This is a genomic window from Ruegeria sp. F12, assembly GCF_056533885.1.
Genome location: NZ_JBQFOV010000004.1, coordinates 1 through 17,982, shown reverse-complemented (window position 1 = coordinate 17,982; position 17,982 = coordinate 1). Strand labels below are relative to the sequence as shown.

Genomic DNA, 17,982 nt, shown 5'->3' with positions numbered 1-17,982 from the left:
TTTTCGGGGAAAATCAATGTCCGATGCCGCCTCACGCCCCATTGATGTCATGCTGGCCAACAACAACCCGCTGGTTCTGTCGGCCATGTCTGAAATATTCGAGCGAGACCCCCGATTCTCTCTGGTCGCTACGTCAGCAACGGCCGAAGGGTTTCTGGGTGCCATCATGCGGGTGCCGGTCAAAATCTGCGTGATCTCGTGGAATTTGCCCGTTCTTGGTGCTGCAAAGCTGATCGAGGTCCTGCGCGAACAAGAGAACCCGCCGCGTTTTGTCGTCTATGGCGATGACGGCGGAGAAATCCCCCGATTGGCGATGCAGGCGGGGGCGGCCGGGTTCGCCTCGCGCTCGGGCGAGGTCGAGGGGCTGCTGGAAACCTGCATCGACGTTGCGCGCGGCAAGATGGTGTTCCCATTTATCGACGTGCGCAAAATGCAAAGGGACCCGTTGCAAAGCCTGTCGCGCAAGGAAATTGTAATCCTTGAAGCCTTGGCCAAAGGCTTATCCAACCGTGATCTATCGAAAGAGCTGCAAATTTCGGCAAACACGGTGAAGTTTCACCTGTCCAACATCTACGAAAAGCTCTCGGTCAAGAACCGGGCCCAGGCAATTGCGTTCTACTATTCGTCCAAGACGGCGTCGGACTAGCTCTGCTCTTTCACCGGTTCGATCTGGGTGAAAATGGCCGTGCAAATCTGATCCATCTCAAGCGCAAAGAAGTTTTTCGCGGCCGCTTCGTTGGGATGGTAGGGATCCTTGACCAGCCCTTTCTTGTTCAGCCGGAAATACTCTTTGTTGCCCTGATTGGCCGCAACGGTTTCCGGCGTCGCCCCCGGCACGAAAGAACAGCGCAGGCCAGAGGTCTCAAACGCCTTCATCAGGTTTTCCTGCGCGCGCAGACGCAGGTCCACGATCTTTTTCTTATAGGCCGGTGCTGTCGTCATGAAGATACAGGGCAAATCCGGCGGCAGCTGGCTTTTCAGGCGCTGCACAGCGCGGATCGCGGCCTCGGGGCTGTTGGCCCAACGTTTGGCCGAATTGCCCAGAAATGACATCAGTATCAGCTTTGGGTCATAGTAATCCTCGCGCAGCATCTGCTCCAAAGGCGAGGTCCCCGGCGCGCAGAACTGGTATTCGCGCCCTTGCCCGATCTGGACGAATTTCTTGTCGGAATTGTTGACAAAACCATAGGCACCCGCGTTCACCCGCCATTTCGGATCGACCTTGCAGATCGTGTCCTTTCCGGCCCCCGATCGCGCCGTCCACGCGCTGATCGAGCTGGAACGAACACCAATGACACCCACGCGCATCTTCCCCAAACGTTTCAGATGGCTTTTTTGCTGGGCGTTTGGTTTGCAATGGCTTTTTATGTCGCTGAAAAACTCCAGAAATGCCGGGCCTGACCCGAAAGATATCTGGCTGTCACCGATAATCAAAATCTCGGGCGAGTCGAAAGGTTCCGCCTGCGCTGCAGGCACCATCATCAACGCGCCTATGACAAGGCTCAGTGCTTTTGTCAGAAACTGCATGTTTCCCCCTTTATGCGGTCTCTTTATTCAAGGGCCGAGAATATGGCGTCGCAAAACTCGGTCGTGTTGATCTTTAAAAATTGGCGAATGGCGGCGTTGCTGGGATGATGCGGGTCTTTGACGCGACCGGCATCGTTGCGGCGAAAAAACTTGGGCTTCCCTTCGATTGCCGCACGTGTTTTCGCGTTGAACCCCTCAACCGCAATACACTGCGCATCGGCGCGGTCGAACGCGCGGGCGATGGCGGTTTGCGCTTTCATCCGCTTGTCATTCGTCTTTTTCAGGTAAACCGGCGCGCTGGAGATATAGATACATGCCGTATCTTCAGGCACCTGAGCTAAAGTCCGCCGCACGTCCTCTTCGGCCGCGTCGGGTGAGTTTGCCCATCTGTCCGCAGAATTGCCCAGAAAGGTTAGGATCAGCAGGTCAGGGTCATAGTAGCCATCTGCAAACATCGACTCGAAGGCGGTCTGTTTCGGCTTGCAGAACTGATAGGACTTGCCTTTGCCGATCTGGATGAACACCCGGTCCGGGTTGCCGTCGATGCCGTAGGCGCCTGCATTCACGCCGTATTTCTTGTCAACGTCACAAATGGCACCGCGCGTCGGCCCGCTGGTCGAGGTCCATGATTGAAGCGATGTCGACCGCACCCCGATGGCCGCCGTCTGGCGTGGGCCCAGCTTTTCCAGCAGCTTGGTGCGCTTTTGCGTCATCTCGCAGCGGTTCGGCAATTCCGCAAAGAACCGAACATATTCCTTGCCCGCCCCGAACGAGATCTGGCTATCCCCAAGCACCAGAATATCTGGCTGTGCCAAGGCCGAGTGGCCGCCCAACATCAACACCGAAACCAGCGCTGCGTTTAGAAATGAAACTATCTTTGTCGTCACGCAGTCACCTTGATCGTGCGGTCAAATTTCAACCCGTTTTCTTACTGATCGGTAAAAGATGGCGTATTGGGCAATGAAATACCAATCAACACCAGGTTACAAAAAGGGTTCGTTGCGCTGTTGCATCGGTGAGCATGACGGAGTCGATCTCACATCGTCAGGTGATCCGTTGAAAGTTTGGGCAGTTCGGCCAACAAACCCGAAACACGTTGATGGCATAGCGCAAGCGGGCCGTCTGGACATAGTGAGATATGGGCCCAGCTTGACCCTCGCAGCGCAATTTTGCGCCAATGGTGCAGAAGCAGAAGGCGTATCGTGGCTTGGGGCAGGGCGGGCAGGGTCAGAAAATCCATGCGTCCCGCCAGATCATGAAGACGCTGCACATGCGTTATGATCTGCGGTGCAACAATCTTGCCGGCGAACCACATGGGCACGGGCTCGGGTTCAAATCGCAGCCGTGTCTGATCGCTGCGCGTAGCCTCGGATACCGGCACCAGAAACAATGCCCGGTCCAGACGGATCATCGCGCCGGTCGGCTCACAATCCTGTCGAGTCAAAGCCACACACCAACCATCGGGAAATTTAACATCCTGACGGTACACGTCCTCATAGACCGCGCGGGTTTCGGCCAAACCATGGCTGGACAGGCTATAGGTCACTTCGCGGCCGATTTTGGTGGATACGATCCAGCCGTCCTTGCGCAGCCTGTGCAGGGCAACGCGCATGGCTTCGGTCTTAATCCCGACCCGGCCCAGAATTGCACCCAGCTGCTTGCCGGTGACGGGCTGACCATTCAGGTCACCAAACAGCGTCACGATCAGGGACCAGGTCTTGATCGGCTCCAGCGCGCTAAGGTCTTCAATCAATGTCTCGGCAGGAGTCAAATGTAGGTCTTTCCAAGGGGGTACACTCTGTTGCGCCCCTTTAAGTACCATGCCGACGGGTCACGTGGCTACGCTTATCCCGCAGGATCAGGCTGCGCATAGGCGTTCATAGTCAGCAACTCGTATTCGGCGGTCAGCTCGTCCTCTTGGTTGCGGATCGAGACGTGCCAGCGCACCTCACCATAGTCCTGGTTGCGCGGGGTCTTTTGCATGACCGTCAGGTGCACGCGGATACTATCGCCCGCCTGCACCGGTTTCAGGAACCGCAGATTGTCGAGGCCGGTATTGGCCAGTACCGGGCCTTCGTCCGGCTGTACAAACAGCCCCGCCGCAAAACTCAGCAGCAGGTATCCGTGGGCAACCCGCCCCGGAAAGAACGGATTTCGACTGGCCGCTGCCTCGTCCATGTGCGCGTAAAACGTGTCGCCGGTAAAATGGGCGAAGGTTTCAATATCGTCCAACGATATCTCGCGCGGGTCCGTCACCAGCGTCTCACCGACCTCCAATTCGTGGAACGTCCGGATGAAGGGATGGGCGCGGTCCGTGGCCTCAGTCGCCCCCGGCACCCATTTCTTGCCGATCCGCGTCAACAGGTCCGGGCTGCCTTGTACGGCAGTTCGCTGCATATAGTGCATTACACCGCGTATGCCGCCCAGCTCTTCGCCGCCGCCTGCGCGACCAGGGCCGCCATGAACCATGTGGGGCAGGGGGGACCCATGGCCGGTGCTTTCTTTCATCGAGTCGCGGTTGTTGAGGTAGAGCCGCCCATGAAACGCCCCGACACCAATCACAAACTGGCGCGCGACCTCGGGGTCATGTGTGATGACCGAAGCCACAAGGCTGCCCTCGCCCTTGTTGGCCAGTTCAATCGCGTGATCCAAATCCCGATAGGGCATCACGGTAGAAACAGGACCAAAGGCCTCGACCGCGTGCAGAGTTTGCGCCGCATCCGGCGTATTACAGCGGAACAGCATCGGCGGGACAAATGCCCCTTTGTCTGCGTCGGCGCCGTGGACAGTAAAATCATCGGGGTCGCCGAAAATACGCTCGGCCTCTTGCCCGATCAGAGCCGCCTTTTCCAACACATCACGGCGTTGCGCTTGCGAAACCAGCGCTCCCATCTGAGTCTTCTCATCCGCCGGATTCCCGATCACGACCGAGCTCAACCGATCCCGCAGGGCATCTGACACCGCGTCGATATGCGCCTCAGGCACCATGATGCGGCGGATGGCGGTGCATTTCTGCCCGGCTTTCGCGGTCATCTCACGCTGGACCTCCTTGATAAACAAGTCAAACTCGGGCGTTCCGGGCACTGCGTCCGGACCAAGGACTGACGCGTTCAGGCTGTCCTGCTCGGCCACAAAGCGGGTGGCGTTGTCCAGAATACTGGGCGCACTGCGCAGCTTGCGGGCCGTCGCCGCCGAGCCTGTGAAGCTGACGACATCCTGCCCGCCCAGATGATCCAGTATCGGGCCCAGATTGCCGCTGACCAGCTGCACGGCCCCTTCGGGCAGCAGACCACTGTCCAGCATGATCCGAACGCACAGCTCAGTCACATAGCAGGTCGCGGTGGCCGGTTTCACAATCGCGGGCATACCGGCCAGCAGGGTCGGAGCCAGCTTTTCCAGCATCCCCCAGACCGGGAAGTTGAACGCGTTGATGTGAACGGCCACACCGGCCAGCGAGGTGCAGACATGCTGGCCCAAAAACGTACCCTGCCGCGACAGACGTTCAACCGGGCCGTCCAGATAGATCGTGTCATTGGGCATCTCGCGCCGACCCTTGCTGGCGATGACCAAAACCGTGCCGATCCCGCCATCGACATCAATCATGTGATCCCTTTGAGTCGCCCCTGTCGCGAAAGAGGCGTCATAAAGCGCTTGTTTATGCTGACCCAGATGCAGCGCCAGCGCCTTAAGCATTCTGGCCCGGTCGTGAAAGCTCATCTTGCGCAGGGCTGGGCCGCCTTTGGTCTGCGCGTATACCAGCATCGCGCCCACATCCAAGTGGCTGGTTCCGGCGCGCGCGATCAGCTCACCGGTAACGGCCGAATGGATCTCGCGTGCGGTGCTGTCGCTGCCGATCCATTGCCCGCAAACATAGCTGTGCACGTCCTGAATATTCATCTGGCGATCCCCGCGATAAGGACCGGCAAGGCGTCACTGATTAATTGACCTACCGGTCGGTTTATGGAATGTTTAGATTTAGGACGGGCAAAGATCAAGGAGAATATCGTGCTGGATAACGCGCCTGACAGACGTCCAAAGGTGCCATCATGACCCCGAGAGAGCGCGCCGAACGTGCAGCCCGGGTCATGTGGGCCTCGGACAATGCCAGCCCCTGGGCAGGTATGCAGATTGATATGGTGGATGAGGGGCAGGCGCAGCTGTCCCTGACCGTCGCAGAACACCACGTCAACGGGCACGGGATTTGCCACGGTGGGCTGATCTTCATGCTGGCCGACAGCGCCTTTGCCTTTGCCTGCAACAGCCGCAATCAATCCACTGTCGCCCAACACAACACGATTTCTTACATCACGCCCGGCCGCTTGGGCGACCGCCTGACGGCCCGCGCGCGCGAGGTCGCTCTGACCGGGCGTAGCGGCATTTATGACGTGACCGTCACCAACCAAAGCGACGCTGTGATCGCTGAATTCCGCGGCGGCTCTCGGGCCGTGCCCGGACAGTTGTTCGAAGAATAGGGAGGCGCCCATGAAAGACCTGACACCGGCCCGAGACACGCTCGACCCGATCGAAATTGCGTCTCTGGATGAAATCAGAGCGCTTCAGTTACAGCGGCTCAGATGGTCACTGAAACACGCCTATGACAATGTGCGCATGTATCGACAACGGTTCGATGCAGCAGGGGTTCACCCGGATGACCTGACGGACCTGAGCGACCTGTCCAAATTCCCATTTACCTACAAAAATGACCTGCGCGACAATTATCCGTTTGGGCTTTTCGCCGTGCCGCAGGATCAGATCCTGCGCCTTCATGCCTCATCCGGAACCACGGGAAAGCCAACCGTGGTCGGGTATACGCGCACGGATATCGACAACTGGGCCCATCTGGTCGCCCGATCAATGCGCGCCAGCGGCACCAAACCCGGTGATACTGTGCAAGTCGCTTATGGCTATGGCCTGTTCACCGGCGGCTTGGGTGCACACTACGGTGCGGAAAAGCTGAACTGCACTGTCGTCCCGGTCTCTGGCGGTATGACCGAGCGGCAAGTGATGCTGATTCAAGACTTCCGCCCCAGCACGATCATGGTGACGCCGTCCTATATGCTCAACATCCTGGAACAATTCCACGCGGCGGGGATCGACCCGCGTGACACCTCTTTGGAGGTCGGCATTTTTGGCGCAGAGCCATGGACCAATGCCATGCGTGCCGAGGTCGAAGAGGCGTTCGACATGCACGCGGTCGATATCTACGGCCTGTCCGAGATCATGGGACCGGGTGTGGCCAATGAATGTGTCGAAACCAAAGACGGTTTGCATATTTGGGAAGATCACTTCTTTCCCGAAATTATCGACCCCGAAACCGGTGAAGTTCTGCCGGATGGCGAAATGGGCGAGTTGGTTTTCACCACCCTCACCAAAGAGGGCCTGCCCATGATCCGCTACCGGACCCGTGATCTGACACGGCTGTTGCCGGGCACAGCGCGGTCAATGCGGCGGATGGAGAAGATCACCGGGCGCTCGGACGACATGATCATTCTACGCGGCGTGAATGTGTTTCCCACTCAGGTCGAGGAACTGGTTCTCGCAACTCCTGATCTGGCCCCTTATTTCCAGATCGAACTGACCCGCGACGGGCGCATGGACGCGATGACAGTGCATGTTGAGGCTGCGGCAAGCGAGGACTCCAGACAGGCCCTGTCCGGGGTCTTGGCAAAAAAGATCAGGGACACGATCGGCGTCGGCGCGACCGTTTCTGTCGGCACCCCCGGCAGTGTCGAACGCAGTCAGGGCAAAGCCCGCCGCGTGATCGACAACAGACCCAAGGGCTAAACCAGTGGCCCGCACCATCGCAAAGGATCACGACCAGAAACGTCAAAGCATCCTGTCGGTCGCCGCCAGCGTGTTCGCACGCGAAGGCATTGCGCGCGCCTCGATGAACCAAGTGGCTAAGGCTGCGGGGATTTCGAAGGCCAACATCTACCACTACTACGACGGCAAAGAGGCCTTGTTGTTCGATATTCTGGACACTTACCTCTCTGAATTGAATAACCGCGTCACGGCTCTCAATTTGGACGACATGCCCCCAGCGGATCGATTGCATCTGGTTCTGCGGGAATACCTGTTGGCCTATGAAGGCATGGATTTCGAACACAAAATCCAAAGCGAAGGCGTGTCGCTGCTGCCGCAAAACATGCAGAAGGTTCTGAAGGCCTACCAAAAAGACATGGTCGCGCAGATGAGCGCTATTCTCAACGCGATCAGTGACGGCAAGCTGGGAGATAACCAGCAGCTTTTGCGCGAAGTGACAATGTCAGTCTTCGGAATGCTGAACTGGTACTATATGTGGCAACCCAAAGCCGCGCGGGCCGATCGCGAAGGCTATGCCAGAACCATCGCGCGCCTAACCGTTGCCGGGTTGCCCGGAGTGCAGAACGCGGGCTAGTGCCCCGCCTCGTCATAGTCCCAGACCACCTTGTCGGACAGTGCAAAGCACTGACAAGTCAGAACGAACCCTGCCTCAACCTCATAGTCTTCCAGCGCATGGTTGGCGACCATCTCGACCTCGCCCTCCAACACTTTCGCCTTGCAGGTCGAGCACACGCCCGCCTTGCAGGCATGGGGCGCATCCAGGTTTTCAGCCAGCGCGGCCTCGAGCAGGCTGGTATCCTTGGGAATGGTGAACTGCCGCGTTTCGCCGCCCAATGTGACGCGCCCCTTGATGCCATTCTCAGCCACCGACCGCGAGACAGCGCGGGTTCTGGCACGTCCCGGTTGGGATGAAGCAAACAGCTCGAACCGGATCTGATCCTTTGTCAGGCCGTGATCTTGCAACGACTGCGAAATCGCCAGCATCATCGGTTCTGGCCCACAAATATAGGCCAGAGAGACCGAGTTGATGTCGATCCAGTGCTGGAACAGGGCCGCGCATTTTTCGGCATCGACGCGGCCTTTGAACAGGTCAATCTCCTGACTGTCATCTTCCAGGATATGCACGATGTTCAACCGGTGCAGAAAGCGGTTCTTGAGGTCCTCCAACTCTTCCCGGAACATGATCGTATTGGGGGTACGGTTTGCGTAAACCAGTGTGAACCGGGCCGACGGGTCCTCGGTCAATGCGGTTTTCAGGATCGAAAGCACCGGCGTGATACCAGAGCCCCCGGCGAAGCCCAGGTAGTGCGGCGCATCGGCATTGGCGGCCGCATGGAAATTGCCCATCGGCGGCATGGCGTTCATGACGTCGCCCACTTGCAGCTCGGTATTAGCCCAGGTGGAAAAGGCACCGCCATCCACGCTTTTGATGCCAACCTGCAAGATACCTTCATGCGGGGCGGCGCAGATCGAATAGGACCGGCGCAACTCATCTCCATCGAAATCCCGTTTGAAGGTGAGATACTGGCCCGGCGCAAACGCAAAATGCTCGGGGTTTTCGGGTTTCAAGGTCACGACCACCGCGTCGCGGATGGTTTTGTGGATGTCCGTTACTTTAAGGGGATGAAACATAGCCATAACGGGACCTCAGATACATTTGAAATAGTCAAAGGGTTCAAGACAATCCATGCAGCGCCACTGGGCCTTGCAAGGGGTCGAGCCGAACTGGCTGATCTTTTCGACCTGCTTTGATTTGCAATGCGGGCACCGTTCAGGGCCACCTGCGGGTTGCGGCGGGGCGATGCCGAACTCCTCAAGCCGGGCGCGGCCTTTGGGGGACAGCCAGTCAGTTGTCCATGCCGGGGCTATACGGGTCTGGATGTCCAGATTGTCGATGCCGTTGCGCGACAATTCGGCTTCTATGTCCAACGCAATCACCGCCATGGCGGGACACCCGGAATAGGTCGGCGTGATCGTCACAGTCACACTGTCATTCCTGACGTCCACCCCCCGGATCACGCCCAGATCAACGACCGAGATCACCGGAATCTCGGGGTCAGGCACGTTTTCAAGCCAATCCCAGACCTCCGCTTCGGTGACAGCCATCGTACCTACCACGTGGCCCCCGGATAGGAGCGCTGCAAGGTTTGCATCACCGCCAGCATATGGCCCAGGTGTTCTGTATGGCGGAACCCTGTACGCCCGCCTTTCTGCGCATAGTCGCTGTCAGGCAGGGTCAGACAGGCCTCTGCCGCAACAGCTTCGACGGTCTCCAACCACGGCGCGCGCAGCTCCGAGGGCAGGGGGGCAACGCCCGTATCGGCCATCGCCTGATCGGTTGCGTCATCAACAAACATCTCGCCGCTATAGGGCCACAGGAACATCAACGCCTCAACCATGCGCGCGTTGCTGTCCTCGGTTCCATCACCCAAAGCGATCACGGTCTGGGACGACCGTTCCAAATGATAAAGCGCCTCTTTCACGCATTTCGCCGCGATCTCGGCAATGCGGGTATCGCCGGAGTCTTGCAAGCGCGTCAGCCAAGGCACCTGAAACGCATCGAACAGGAATTGACGCATCTGAGTTCGGCCAAAGTCACCATTCGGGACCTCAAGCATCAACAGGTTTCGAAAATCGTAGACGTCGCGCAGATAGGCCAGATCATCGGCCGAGCGACCGGTCCCTTCGACCTCGCCCGCATAGCCCAGCCACATCTGCGTCTGACCGATCAGGTCCAGCGCCATATTAGCCAGCGCTATATCTTCTTCCAGAATTGGCGCAACCCCGCACCATTCCGACGTGCGATGCCCCAGCACAAGGGCATTGTCCCCTTGTCTGAGCAGGAATTCGAACAGGGGGTTTTCCAGAGCCATCACATTTTCCCAACTTCTTCCGGGATGTCGTAAAACGTCGGATGACGATAGACCTTGTCCCGCGCCGGATCGAACAGAGGCCCCTTATCCGAGGGGCTGGAGGCGGTGATCTTCGCGGCCTCGACCACCCAGATACTGACGCCCTCGTTCCGACGGGTATAGACATCACGCGCATTGCGGATCGCGTGTTCCGCATCGGCTGCGTGCAATGAGCCGACATGCCGGTGGCTCATACCGTGCTGGCCGCGAATAAAGACTTCCCACAGGGGCCATTCGTTTTCATGTGTCATTGCTTACTCCGCCGCTTGCGCGCGTTTTTGGGATTTGCGGGCATGGGCCAGCATGGCCTCTCGCACCCACGCGCCATCGTCCCAGGCCTTCCGCCGGGCGTTCAGACGCTCGACATTGCACGGGCCATTGCCCGAGATCACTTCGAAGAATTCGGACCAGTCGGGTTCGCTGAATTCATAGTGTCCGGTCTCATCGTTCCATCGCAGGTTCTCGTCGGGGATGGTCAGGCCAAGGAACTCGGCCTGCGGGACGGTTTCGTCCACGAATTTCTGCCGTAGCTCATCATTGGTGTTGATCTTGATTTTCCACGCCATCGACTGCGCCGAATGCACACTTTCCTTGTCGGACGGCCCAAACATCATCAGCGCGGGGTACCAGAACCGGTTCAGCGCATCCTGCGCCATGCGCTTTTGATTAGCGGTGCCCTCTTTCGCCATCTTGATCATGATGTGGTAGCCTTGGCGCTGGTGAAAGCTTTCTTCCTTGCAGATACGCACCATCGCCCGCGCGTAAGGACCAAAAGAGGTGCGCTGCAACGGCACCTGATTCATGATCGCAGCCCCATCAACCAGCCAACCAACCGCGCCCATATCGGCCCATGTGAGGGTGGGGTAGTTGAAGATGGACGAATACTTCATCCGCTCGGAGTGCAACATCTCGACCAGCTCGTCCCGGCTGACCCCCAGCGTTTCGGCCGCGCAATAAAGATACAGCCCATGCCCGGCCTCGTCCTGCACCTTGGCCAGAAGATTGGCTTTGCGTTCAAGTGTCGGGGCGCGGGTGATCCAATTGCCTTCGGGCAGTTGGCCGACAATCTCGGAATGGGCGTGCTGGCCGATCTGGCGGATCAACGTCTTGCGATAGGCGTCGGGCATGTAGTCCTTGGGCTCGATCTTTTCGCCGCGATCAATGCGGTCTTGAAAGGCCTGATCCTCAGGGCTCATCTCCTTGCGGTCCTGAACACCTTTTCCGGTCGACTGTACCATCTGCGCGTACATGGCTGCGTCCTCCTTACACACCCTGGGTGACTGATTCAGTCGTCACGCCCTCCATTATGTTACATTTTTTGCAATTTTCAATATTTTAGTAACATATTTTCACCGGCAAAAAACCGAACGTGAAATCAAAGCTTTCGGTAGATCAGATCATTCGAACCTGCTTCCGGCGCTTCCTGCAAAATGGCCGAGACCTGCGCATGCAAGGGCGACTTGCGACACACCGGATCAGTCGCAGCCGCATCCCCGGCCAAGGCCAAGGCCTGACAGCGGCAGCCGCCAAAGTCGATCTCTTTCCGCTCGCAACTCTGGCAGGGTTCCGGCAACCAATCCGTGCCGCGATAGGCGTTAAAGGCCGGGCTGTTTTGCCAGATTTCTGCCAGCGATTTACTGCAGACGTTGTCAAACTGCAGATGTTTGATGGTTTGCGCGGCGTGGCAGGGCAGAACAGTGCCATCTGGCGTCACGTTCAACCCGGTCGAGCCCCAGCCGCCCATGCAGGCCTTTGGGAAATCCGCGTAGTAATCTGGCGGAACAAAATCGAACGCCAGAACACCTTGCAGACGCTGCGCGGCTTTGGCGACCGTGTCCTTCACGGCTAAAGCCTGCTCACGTGTCGGCAACAGTGCGGCACGATTTTTCAAAGCCCATCCATGGAATTGGACACAGGCAACCTCAAGCCTGCGTGTTCCCAATTCGACGGCCATTTCAATCGTGCGGTCCAGATCATCCAGATTTTGCCGATGCATCACGGCATTCAGGGTCAAGGGAATGCCCCGATCCCGGATCTCGCGCGCAACGATCATCTTACGGTCAAACCCGCCGCGATACCCGCCGATATGATCAGCCAAAGCGGCATTCGTCCCTTGCAGCGACAGTTGGACATGATCCAGCCCGACCTCTTCCAGCCGGTCCAGCCTTTTGGGGGTCAGCCCGATGCCCGAGGTGATCAGATTGGTGTAAAGCCCAATTTGTGATGCGTATTCTGTCAGTTCTTCCAGATCTCTCCGGGATGCGGGCTCCCCCCCGGAGAGATGCAGCTGCAAAACACCCAGCGCGCGGGCCTGTTTGAACACGTCTTTCCAAGTCTCAGTGTCTAGCTCGGTCTCTTTGCGTTCAAGTTCCACCGGATTGCTGCAATAGGGGCAGCTCAGCGGACAGCGATGCGTCAGCTCGGCCAGCATTGCGATGGGGGCAGGGGCACTCATTCCCGCACCATCAGATAGACGCGGCTGCGCAAGGTCTGCAAAAAGCGCTGAACATCCGTTTCAATCTGCTCGGCCGGGGCGTTGTAGGTAGCGGCAAGGTCCTGCACGATCTCGGAAAACCGGGCAGACCCATCGACGCGGGACAAAATAGCCATCCCGATCTGATCCAGCTCGATCACCTTCTCGGGCGCCATCAACACCGTGCGGTCGCGCACCTCATCGCGCTGCACCCGCACGCCGCGCGGCAGGTATGGACGGTCGCTCTGGCGCAGTTCCAGAGTCATAGCAAACCCTCGCCCGGTTGCCACGCACCCGGAGGGATCATCCCAGGTTCAACATAGGCCGACCACAGCGCATCCAACTGCGCCCACAACACATTGGTTTTGAAGATCAGAGCCTCGCAGGCCATGTCCTCTTTCTCGGACGTGTCGGCATGATCCAGAACCCAATTCAGACCAAAAGCCACGTCCTTGGGGGCCTGAGTCAAACGATTGCGGAAATAGGACAGGCTGTCGGCATTGGCAAAATCGTAATGCTCGAGCAGTCCTTCGATCCGCTGTTCATGAATCTTCGGCGCAAAAAGCTCGGTCAGCGAGGACGCGACTGCCTGCAACAGCGGCTTCTCACGCACATAATGCACATAAGCATCCACTGCGAATTGCGTGGCAGGCAAAATCCCACGCCCCGAGGCGACATAGTCCGGATCAAGCCCAACCGCCTCGGCCAGTTTCAACCAGCGCCGGATGCCACCGCCTTCGCCAATGTCGCCATCATGGTCCTCGATGCGCGAGCGCCATTCGCGGCGGATGTCCGGATCGGTGCAGCGCGACATGAAGGCCGCGTCTTTCATCGGGATCGCGGCCTGATAGGCCCAGCGGTTGATCACCCAGGCTCGCACCTGATCCGGGGTGCACTCACCGCTGTGCAGGCGGTGATGAAACGGGTGCTTGTCATGATAGCGCTCGGCCCCGATCTGACGCAGACGGGCTTCAAGGCTCTCTCGGCTCATATCGTGATCTCCTGCCCGTCATAGGCAACGGTCCAGCCTGCGGCCTCGACAAAGGCACGCTCCGGCCCGTCCGGTTGTAAAATAGGATTGGTGTTGTTGATATGGATATAGGTCTTGGCCGCCGCGATGCCCTTCAGCCCCTCGATAGAACCATCAAGCCCACTGACCGAGATATGGCCCATACGCTGACCCGTCTTTACACCGGTGCCCGTGCGGATCATCTCATCATCATCCCAAAGTGTTCCGTCAAAGAACAACTGATCCGCATCCACAAGTTGATCCAGCAGAGCCGGGGTGATTTGCGCGCATCCCGGAATGTAATAGGCAACCTTGTCCCCTGTCGTCAGGCGCACTCCAACAGTTTGCTCCCCAATGAGATCGGTTTGAACACTGTCACCTTCCATGAACAAAGGCACTTTGCCCGGAACCGCAAACAAGCGCGCCTGTAACCCATTCTGCAAAGCAAAGTCCTGATCCAGAGATATCCGTGTCCGTTCGACCTTTTCACGGTTCACAGCATCGAAGATCCTGTTCTGGGCCAGAACATCCAGAATATCCCCCGTTGCAAACAGCGAAAACGGCGTCTGTTCACGCAGGCTCAACAACCCGGCGATATGGTCGATATCCCCATTGGTCAGCAACACTGACGCCACAGGCGTGTCGCGCAGCGCACGGGGATGCATTTTCGGATTGTCCAGCATCTGCTGCCGGATGTCAGGTGATGCGTTCAGAATGCTCCACCGAACGCCGTCAGGCGAGACTGCCAATGACGATTGGCCGGAAGGCGGGATAAGGCCCTTGCGGGCATCCTCGCAATTCCGGCAACCACAATTCCATTGCGGTAAACCACCGCCTGCAGAAGCCCCAAGAACCAGAAAATGCACCTCGGGCCTCCGCTAGAGATCACGTAATCAGAACAGGTCGCGCTCGTGCTCGCGGCCTTCATCCTCGGACGGAGAATACATGTTGATCTCCATACCGCAGTTCACTTCTTTCAGTTTCGGTGTGCTCCAAGTCATCGCTACCTCCCATGAGTGACTGGCAATTTCAAAAAACCTACAACCCACATCATTTTCGGAAAATGCTGCTTTGGTCGTACACTCCGGTCACAGTGTCCGAGCCGCGCCCCACCACGTCAACCGTCTTGGGGTCGTAGATAAGGCTTAGGACTTTTGTCGAATGTCGCGGCTTGGGGCGTAAATATAATGTTGCGTATATGCGCGTGATCGTTGCCCTGCTTTTGCTGATCCTAAGCGGTCTGACGGCCATGGCCGAGCCGTTGCCACGTGAGAAACTGGCGTCGTTCGTTCGCGCGCCCTTTTCGCTGGGCGAGGCCCTGAACGACGACGGCGTCTATTCCTTGCTCAACTCTGGCGGGATCGAGGCGGGTTATGTCTTTGAAACAGAACCGTTAGCCCCGCTGCCCGGTTTCTCCGGCGCGCCTATCAACATGCTGGTCGTGCTCGATCTCGAAGGTCGTTTTCTGGACGTCCAACTGATCGAACATAATGAGCCGATCTTTGTGTCAGGTCTGGGCCAGGCACCGTTCCACAAATATTTCGAACAGTATGGAGGGCTGTCTATTTCAGACTCGATCGTCGTCGGCACGCCATATGGGGATGCCGCCAGCGGCTCACAGCTTGTTTACCTCGACGGCGTTACCAAGGCCACGGCCAGCGTCCGAATTGCCCACGAATCTGTCATGGGGGCCGCCTTGGCGGTTGCCCGCGAAAAGATGCAGGGACTGGCCACCGCGCCCCCGGCCTATCCCGACCCCGACTATGACGAGGCGCTGACATGGGACGCTCTGGTTGATCAAGGTATCGCCACCCACAAGACCCTCAGTAATGCCGAGGTCGACGCGCTGTTTGCTGGAACATTGTGGGAGGATGACGACCCCGAAGCGCAGGACTACCCGGCCGAGCCGTTCCTGGACCTCTGGATTGTGGACCTCGGACCGAAATCCATCGCCCGCGCGGCCCTGTCTGAAGACAGTTTTGATGAGCTTCAACGCTTCATGGAAATCTCGGACAATGATGAGCCGATCCTGCTGATCGAAACCGCCCGTCACGGCTTGGTCAGCGACGAGTTTGTGCGCAACACCGCGCCCGATTGGATCTCGGCCGAACAGGATGGACTGCCTGTCGCGCTGCGCGATGCAGACCTGCTGGTCGAGCTTGCCGACGGAATGCCGGACGGCACCGCTATGATCCTGCGCACCGACCGGCGACTGGGCTTCGATCCATCGCGGGAATGGGTGCTTAAGGTACTGGCTGTGCGCGAACACGGGATGTTTCAACCCGAGATCGGCTCGGTCACCATGGACGTCCCCCATGTCACCCCTGCGCGGTTCTTTCAGCGCCCCGTGCAAATCAAGCCCGCGCCACCTTGGCTCGAAGCGCTGCGCAATCGTCAAAACGATATGATTGTGCTTGGTGTCCTGCTGACCGTGCTTGTTGGCATCTTGAGCCTGCGCATGAATGCACTGGCCGCGCAACCTATGTTCACACCACTGCGCCTGACCATTCTGGCGGTGGTGGTTGGCTTTGTCGGATGGTGGGGACAGGGACAGCTTTCCATTGTCACCGTACTGGGCACGCTTAGAACAGCCCTCGACGGGGGCAGCTATGCTTTCCTTCTATACGACCCGTTTTCGCTGCTGATCTGGGCCGTGTCGATTGCAGGCCTCGTCGCGTGGGGCAGGGGACTGTTCTGTGGCTGGCTCTGCCCCTTTGGAGCATTGCAAGAGTTGGCACATCATATCGGAAAAGCCCTGCGCGTCCCGCAAATCGAACCCTCCCGCGCCTGGGACCAAAGGTTGAAGTGGTTGAAATACATTGTGCTGGGCGGTCTGATCGTCACCGTCTTCGTTGCCCCTGATCAAGTCGACAAAGCCGCCGAGGTCGAGCCCTTCAAAACCGCAATCACCACGTTCTTCATCCGTGAATGGTACTATGTGGCCTATGCCGTCTTCTGGCTGCTGCTGGGCATGGTCCTGTTCAAAGGCTTCTGTCGCTATGTCTGCCCCCTGGGCGCATTTCTGGCGATCGGTGGGCTTCTGCGCGGACGCGACTGGATCGATCGACGCGCCGAGTGCGGCTCTCCCTGTCAGCTTTGCCGTGTGAAGTGCAAATACGGCGCGATCAAGAAAACAGGCCAGATTCAATATGACGAGTGCTTCCAATGCCTCGACTGCGTCGCCATCCACGATGACAAACAGCGCTGCGTACCACTGATCGTCGCGGCCCGACGTCAGGCCAGAAAGGTCGCCGCCGAATGATCGCCCGCCGCCGTTTCCTTACTATATCCGCCGCCGCACTGGCCACGCCTGCCGCGGCGAGGTCCATCCACTGGCAGGGATACGCCATGGGGGCCGAGGTCAGCCTGACCCTGGATGCCACCCCCGAAGATGCCCAAATCGCCATTTCCCGCGTTGAGAGGCTGCTCAAACGATGCGAGGAGATGTTCAGCCTCTATGATCCAAACTCGGTCCTATCTGAACTCAACAAGACCGGTTTGCTGAGGAACCCTCCGCGCGAAATGCTGGACCTGTTGCGCATATGCGGGCAAGCACATCGAGTGACCAAAGGCCTGTTTGACCCAACGGTACAACCGCTCTGGGCCGCTTTGCGGCAGGGCGGGGATGTGAATGATGCGCGCTCCCTGATCGGTTGGGAACGCGTTAGCATCACAGCCGAACGGATCAGGCTGGACAATGGTCAGGCATTGACGCTGAATGGCATCGCGCAAGGATATGCGACCGATCTTGTGGCACATGCGCTGAAACAGGCCGGATGGTCCAGCGTTTTGGTCAACATAGGTGAATTCTACGCAGGGGGCCGCCCCTGGACTATGGGCATTGCTGATCCCCTACATGGCCTTGTAGAAACGGTCGCGCTCAAAAATCGTGCCGTCGCAACTTCCAGCCCTGGCGCGATGTACCTGGAAGGAACTCAATCCCACATCCTGAACCCCGAAGGGCAAGATCCAGCCTTGTGGTCAACCGTCAGCGTCACCGCCAACACGGCCACTTGGGCAGACGCGCTTTCCACGGCTTTTTGCCATGCGAACGCTGCGGAAATCTCGCGCACTTTAACCCGATCGCCGGACAATCCGACCGCAATCTGTGTGCAAGACGACGGTACAATTCAATCTATTAAAACATAAAAAGCCCCGCTTTTGTTGCGGGGCTTTTGGGTTCGTTTGTCTAGGCGGTTACGCGCAGGTTTGTACTGCGCGTTTGGTCATGACGCTGA

The 17,982-nt window shown here is 58.2% G+C and carries 20 protein-coding genes; 6 read left to right on the top strand and 14 right to left on the bottom strand.

The annotated features are described in order from the left end of the window. Positions 1 to 16: 16 nt before the first annotated feature. The gene (locus ACR0CA_RS06855; RefSeq protein ID WP_170773551.1) at positions 17 to 646 is read left to right on the top strand and encodes a response regulator transcription factor; all 630 of its coding nucleotides are present in this window, start codon (positions 17 to 19) and stop codon (positions 644 to 646) included. Here the strand turns inward: ACR0CA_RS06855 and ACR0CA_RS06850 are convergent. From ACR0CA_RS06850 to paaZ, 4 genes are all read right to left on the bottom strand, one after another. Further along, on the bottom strand, positions 643 to 1,527 hold the full coding sequence (locus tag ACR0CA_RS06850; RefSeq protein WP_480897906.1) for an SGNH/GDSL hydrolase family protein: 885 nt from the start codon (positions 1,525 to 1,527) through the stop codon (positions 643 to 645). The genes ACR0CA_RS06855 and ACR0CA_RS06850 overlap by 4 nt on opposite strands. Before the next feature lie 23 nt (positions 1,528 to 1,550). Next, positions 1,551 to 2,414 (bottom strand): SGNH/GDSL hydrolase family protein, encoded by an 864-nt coding sequence (locus tag ACR0CA_RS06845; protein WP_480897904.1) that lies wholly within the window; start codon positions 2,412 to 2,414, stop codon positions 1,551 to 1,553. A gap of 149 nt (positions 2,415 to 2,563) precedes the next feature. Further along, positions 2,564 to 3,298, bottom strand: coding sequence for a hypothetical protein (locus ACR0CA_RS06840; protein WP_480897902.1), 735 nt, complete (start codon positions 3,296 to 3,298; stop codon positions 2,564 to 2,566). Positions 3,299 to 3,372: 74 nt separating this feature from the next. Next, on the bottom strand, positions 3,373 to 5,424 hold the full coding sequence (paaZ, locus tag ACR0CA_RS06835; RefSeq protein WP_480897900.1) for a phenylacetic acid degradation bifunctional protein PaaZ: 2,052 nt from the start codon (positions 5,422 to 5,424) through the stop codon (positions 3,373 to 3,375). Positions 5,425 to 5,573: 149 nt separating this feature from the next. Here paaZ and paaI point away from each other — a divergent pair, with 149 nt between their 5' ends. The 3 genes from paaI to ACR0CA_RS06820 are packed head-to-tail and all read left to right on the top strand — an operon-like array spanning position 5,574 to position 7,924. Next, positions 5,574 to 5,999, top strand: a complete 426-nt coding sequence (gene paaI, locus ACR0CA_RS06830; protein ID WP_480503814.1) for a hydroxyphenylacetyl-CoA thioesterase PaaI — start codon at positions 5,574 to 5,576, stop codon at positions 5,997 to 5,999. A gap of 10 nt (positions 6,000 to 6,009) precedes the next feature. After that, the gene (gene paaK, locus ACR0CA_RS06825) at positions 6,010 to 7,311 is read left to right on the top strand and encodes a phenylacetate--CoA ligase PaaK (RefSeq protein WP_480897899.1); all 1,302 of its coding nucleotides are present in this window, start codon (positions 6,010 to 6,012) and stop codon (positions 7,309 to 7,311) included. A 4-nt stretch (positions 7,312 to 7,315) separates the two neighbouring features. Then, positions 7,316 to 7,924: a TetR/AcrR family transcriptional regulator gene (locus ACR0CA_RS06820; RefSeq protein WP_480897898.1), complete on the top strand. Its 609-nt coding sequence runs from the start codon at positions 7,316 to 7,318 to the stop codon at positions 7,922 to 7,924. On the opposite strand, the gene ACR0CA_RS06815 is transcribed toward ACR0CA_RS06820, so the two are convergent. The 10 genes from ACR0CA_RS06815 to pqqA form a co-directional block, all read right to left on the bottom strand. Continuing rightward, positions 7,921 to 8,988: a ferredoxin--NADP reductase gene (locus tag ACR0CA_RS06815; RefSeq protein WP_170773567.1), complete on the bottom strand. Its 1,068-nt coding sequence runs from the start codon at positions 8,986 to 8,988 to the stop codon at positions 7,921 to 7,923. The two genes, ACR0CA_RS06820 and ACR0CA_RS06815, sit on opposite strands and share 4 nt — an antisense overlap. 9 nt (positions 8,989 to 8,997) lie before the next feature. Then, positions 8,998 to 9,456 carry a 1,2-phenylacetyl-CoA epoxidase subunit PaaD gene (gene paaD, locus ACR0CA_RS06810; RefSeq protein ID WP_480898261.1) on the bottom strand — a complete coding sequence of 153 codons (459 nt, stop codon included), beginning with the start codon at positions 9,454 to 9,456 and terminating at the stop codon, positions 8,998 to 9,000. Between the two features lie 5 nt (positions 9,457 to 9,461). Further along, complete coding sequence (gene paaC / locus ACR0CA_RS06805; protein ID WP_480897897.1) at positions 9,462 to 10,223, bottom strand: 1,2-phenylacetyl-CoA epoxidase subunit PaaC; 762 nt, start codon at positions 10,221 to 10,223, stop codon at positions 9,462 to 9,464. Continuing rightward, the gene (gene paaB, locus ACR0CA_RS06800; RefSeq protein WP_170785990.1) at positions 10,223 to 10,513 is read right to left on the bottom strand and encodes a 1,2-phenylacetyl-CoA epoxidase subunit PaaB; all 291 of its coding nucleotides are present in this window, start codon (positions 10,511 to 10,513) and stop codon (positions 10,223 to 10,225) included. Before paaB ends, paaC begins: the two co-directional genes overlap by 1 nt. A 3-nt stretch (positions 10,514 to 10,516) precedes the next feature. Further along, positions 10,517 to 11,512: a 1,2-phenylacetyl-CoA epoxidase subunit PaaA gene (paaA, locus tag ACR0CA_RS06795; RefSeq protein WP_480897896.1), complete on the bottom strand. Its 996-nt coding sequence runs from the start codon at positions 11,510 to 11,512 to the stop codon at positions 10,517 to 10,519. 125 nt (positions 11,513 to 11,637) lie between these two features. Next, positions 11,638 to 12,717, bottom strand: a complete 1,080-nt coding sequence (gene pqqE, locus ACR0CA_RS06790; RefSeq protein ID WP_480897895.1) for a pyrroloquinoline quinone biosynthesis protein PqqE — start codon at positions 12,715 to 12,717, stop codon at positions 11,638 to 11,640. Then, entirely contained in the window at positions 12,714 to 13,001 is a 288-nt protein-coding gene (gene pqqD / locus ACR0CA_RS06785) for a pyrroloquinoline quinone biosynthesis peptide chaperone PqqD (protein ID WP_170790036.1), read from the bottom strand. The genes pqqE and pqqD overlap by 4 nt, the downstream gene beginning before the upstream one ends. Continuing rightward, entirely contained in the window at positions 12,998 to 13,726 is a 729-nt protein-coding gene (gene pqqC / locus ACR0CA_RS06780) for a pyrroloquinoline-quinone synthase PqqC (RefSeq protein WP_480897893.1), read from the bottom strand. The genes pqqD and pqqC overlap by 4 nt, the downstream gene beginning before the upstream one ends. Continuing rightward, positions 13,723 to 14,610 carry a pyrroloquinoline quinone biosynthesis protein PqqB gene (gene pqqB / locus ACR0CA_RS06775; RefSeq protein WP_480897892.1) on the bottom strand — a complete coding sequence of 296 codons (888 nt, stop codon included), beginning with the start codon at positions 14,608 to 14,610 and terminating at the stop codon, positions 13,723 to 13,725. Before pqqB ends, pqqC begins: the two co-directional genes overlap by 4 nt. A 27-nt stretch (positions 14,611 to 14,637) precedes the next feature. Further along, positions 14,638 to 14,745 carry a pyrroloquinoline quinone precursor peptide PqqA gene (gene pqqA, locus ACR0CA_RS06770; protein ID WP_170537497.1) on the bottom strand — a complete coding sequence of 36 codons (108 nt, stop codon included), beginning with the start codon at positions 14,743 to 14,745 and terminating at the stop codon, positions 14,638 to 14,640. 197 nt (positions 14,746 to 14,942) lie between these two features. Between pqqA and ACR0CA_RS06765 the strand changes: the two genes are divergently transcribed. Together ACR0CA_RS06765 and ACR0CA_RS06760 are read left to right on the top strand one after the other, a co-directional pair. Beyond that, a complete protein-coding gene (locus ACR0CA_RS06765) occupies positions 14,943 to 17,006 on the top strand; it encodes a 4Fe-4S binding protein (RefSeq protein ID WP_480897890.1) in 2,064 nt (687 codons plus the stop codon). Then, positions 17,003 to 17,893, top strand: coding sequence for an FAD:protein FMN transferase (locus ACR0CA_RS06760; protein WP_480897888.1), 891 nt, complete (start codon positions 17,003 to 17,005; stop codon positions 17,891 to 17,893). The genes ACR0CA_RS06765 and ACR0CA_RS06760 overlap by 4 nt, the downstream gene beginning before the upstream one ends. The last annotated feature ends 89 nt before the right edge of the window (positions 17,894 to 17,982 follow it).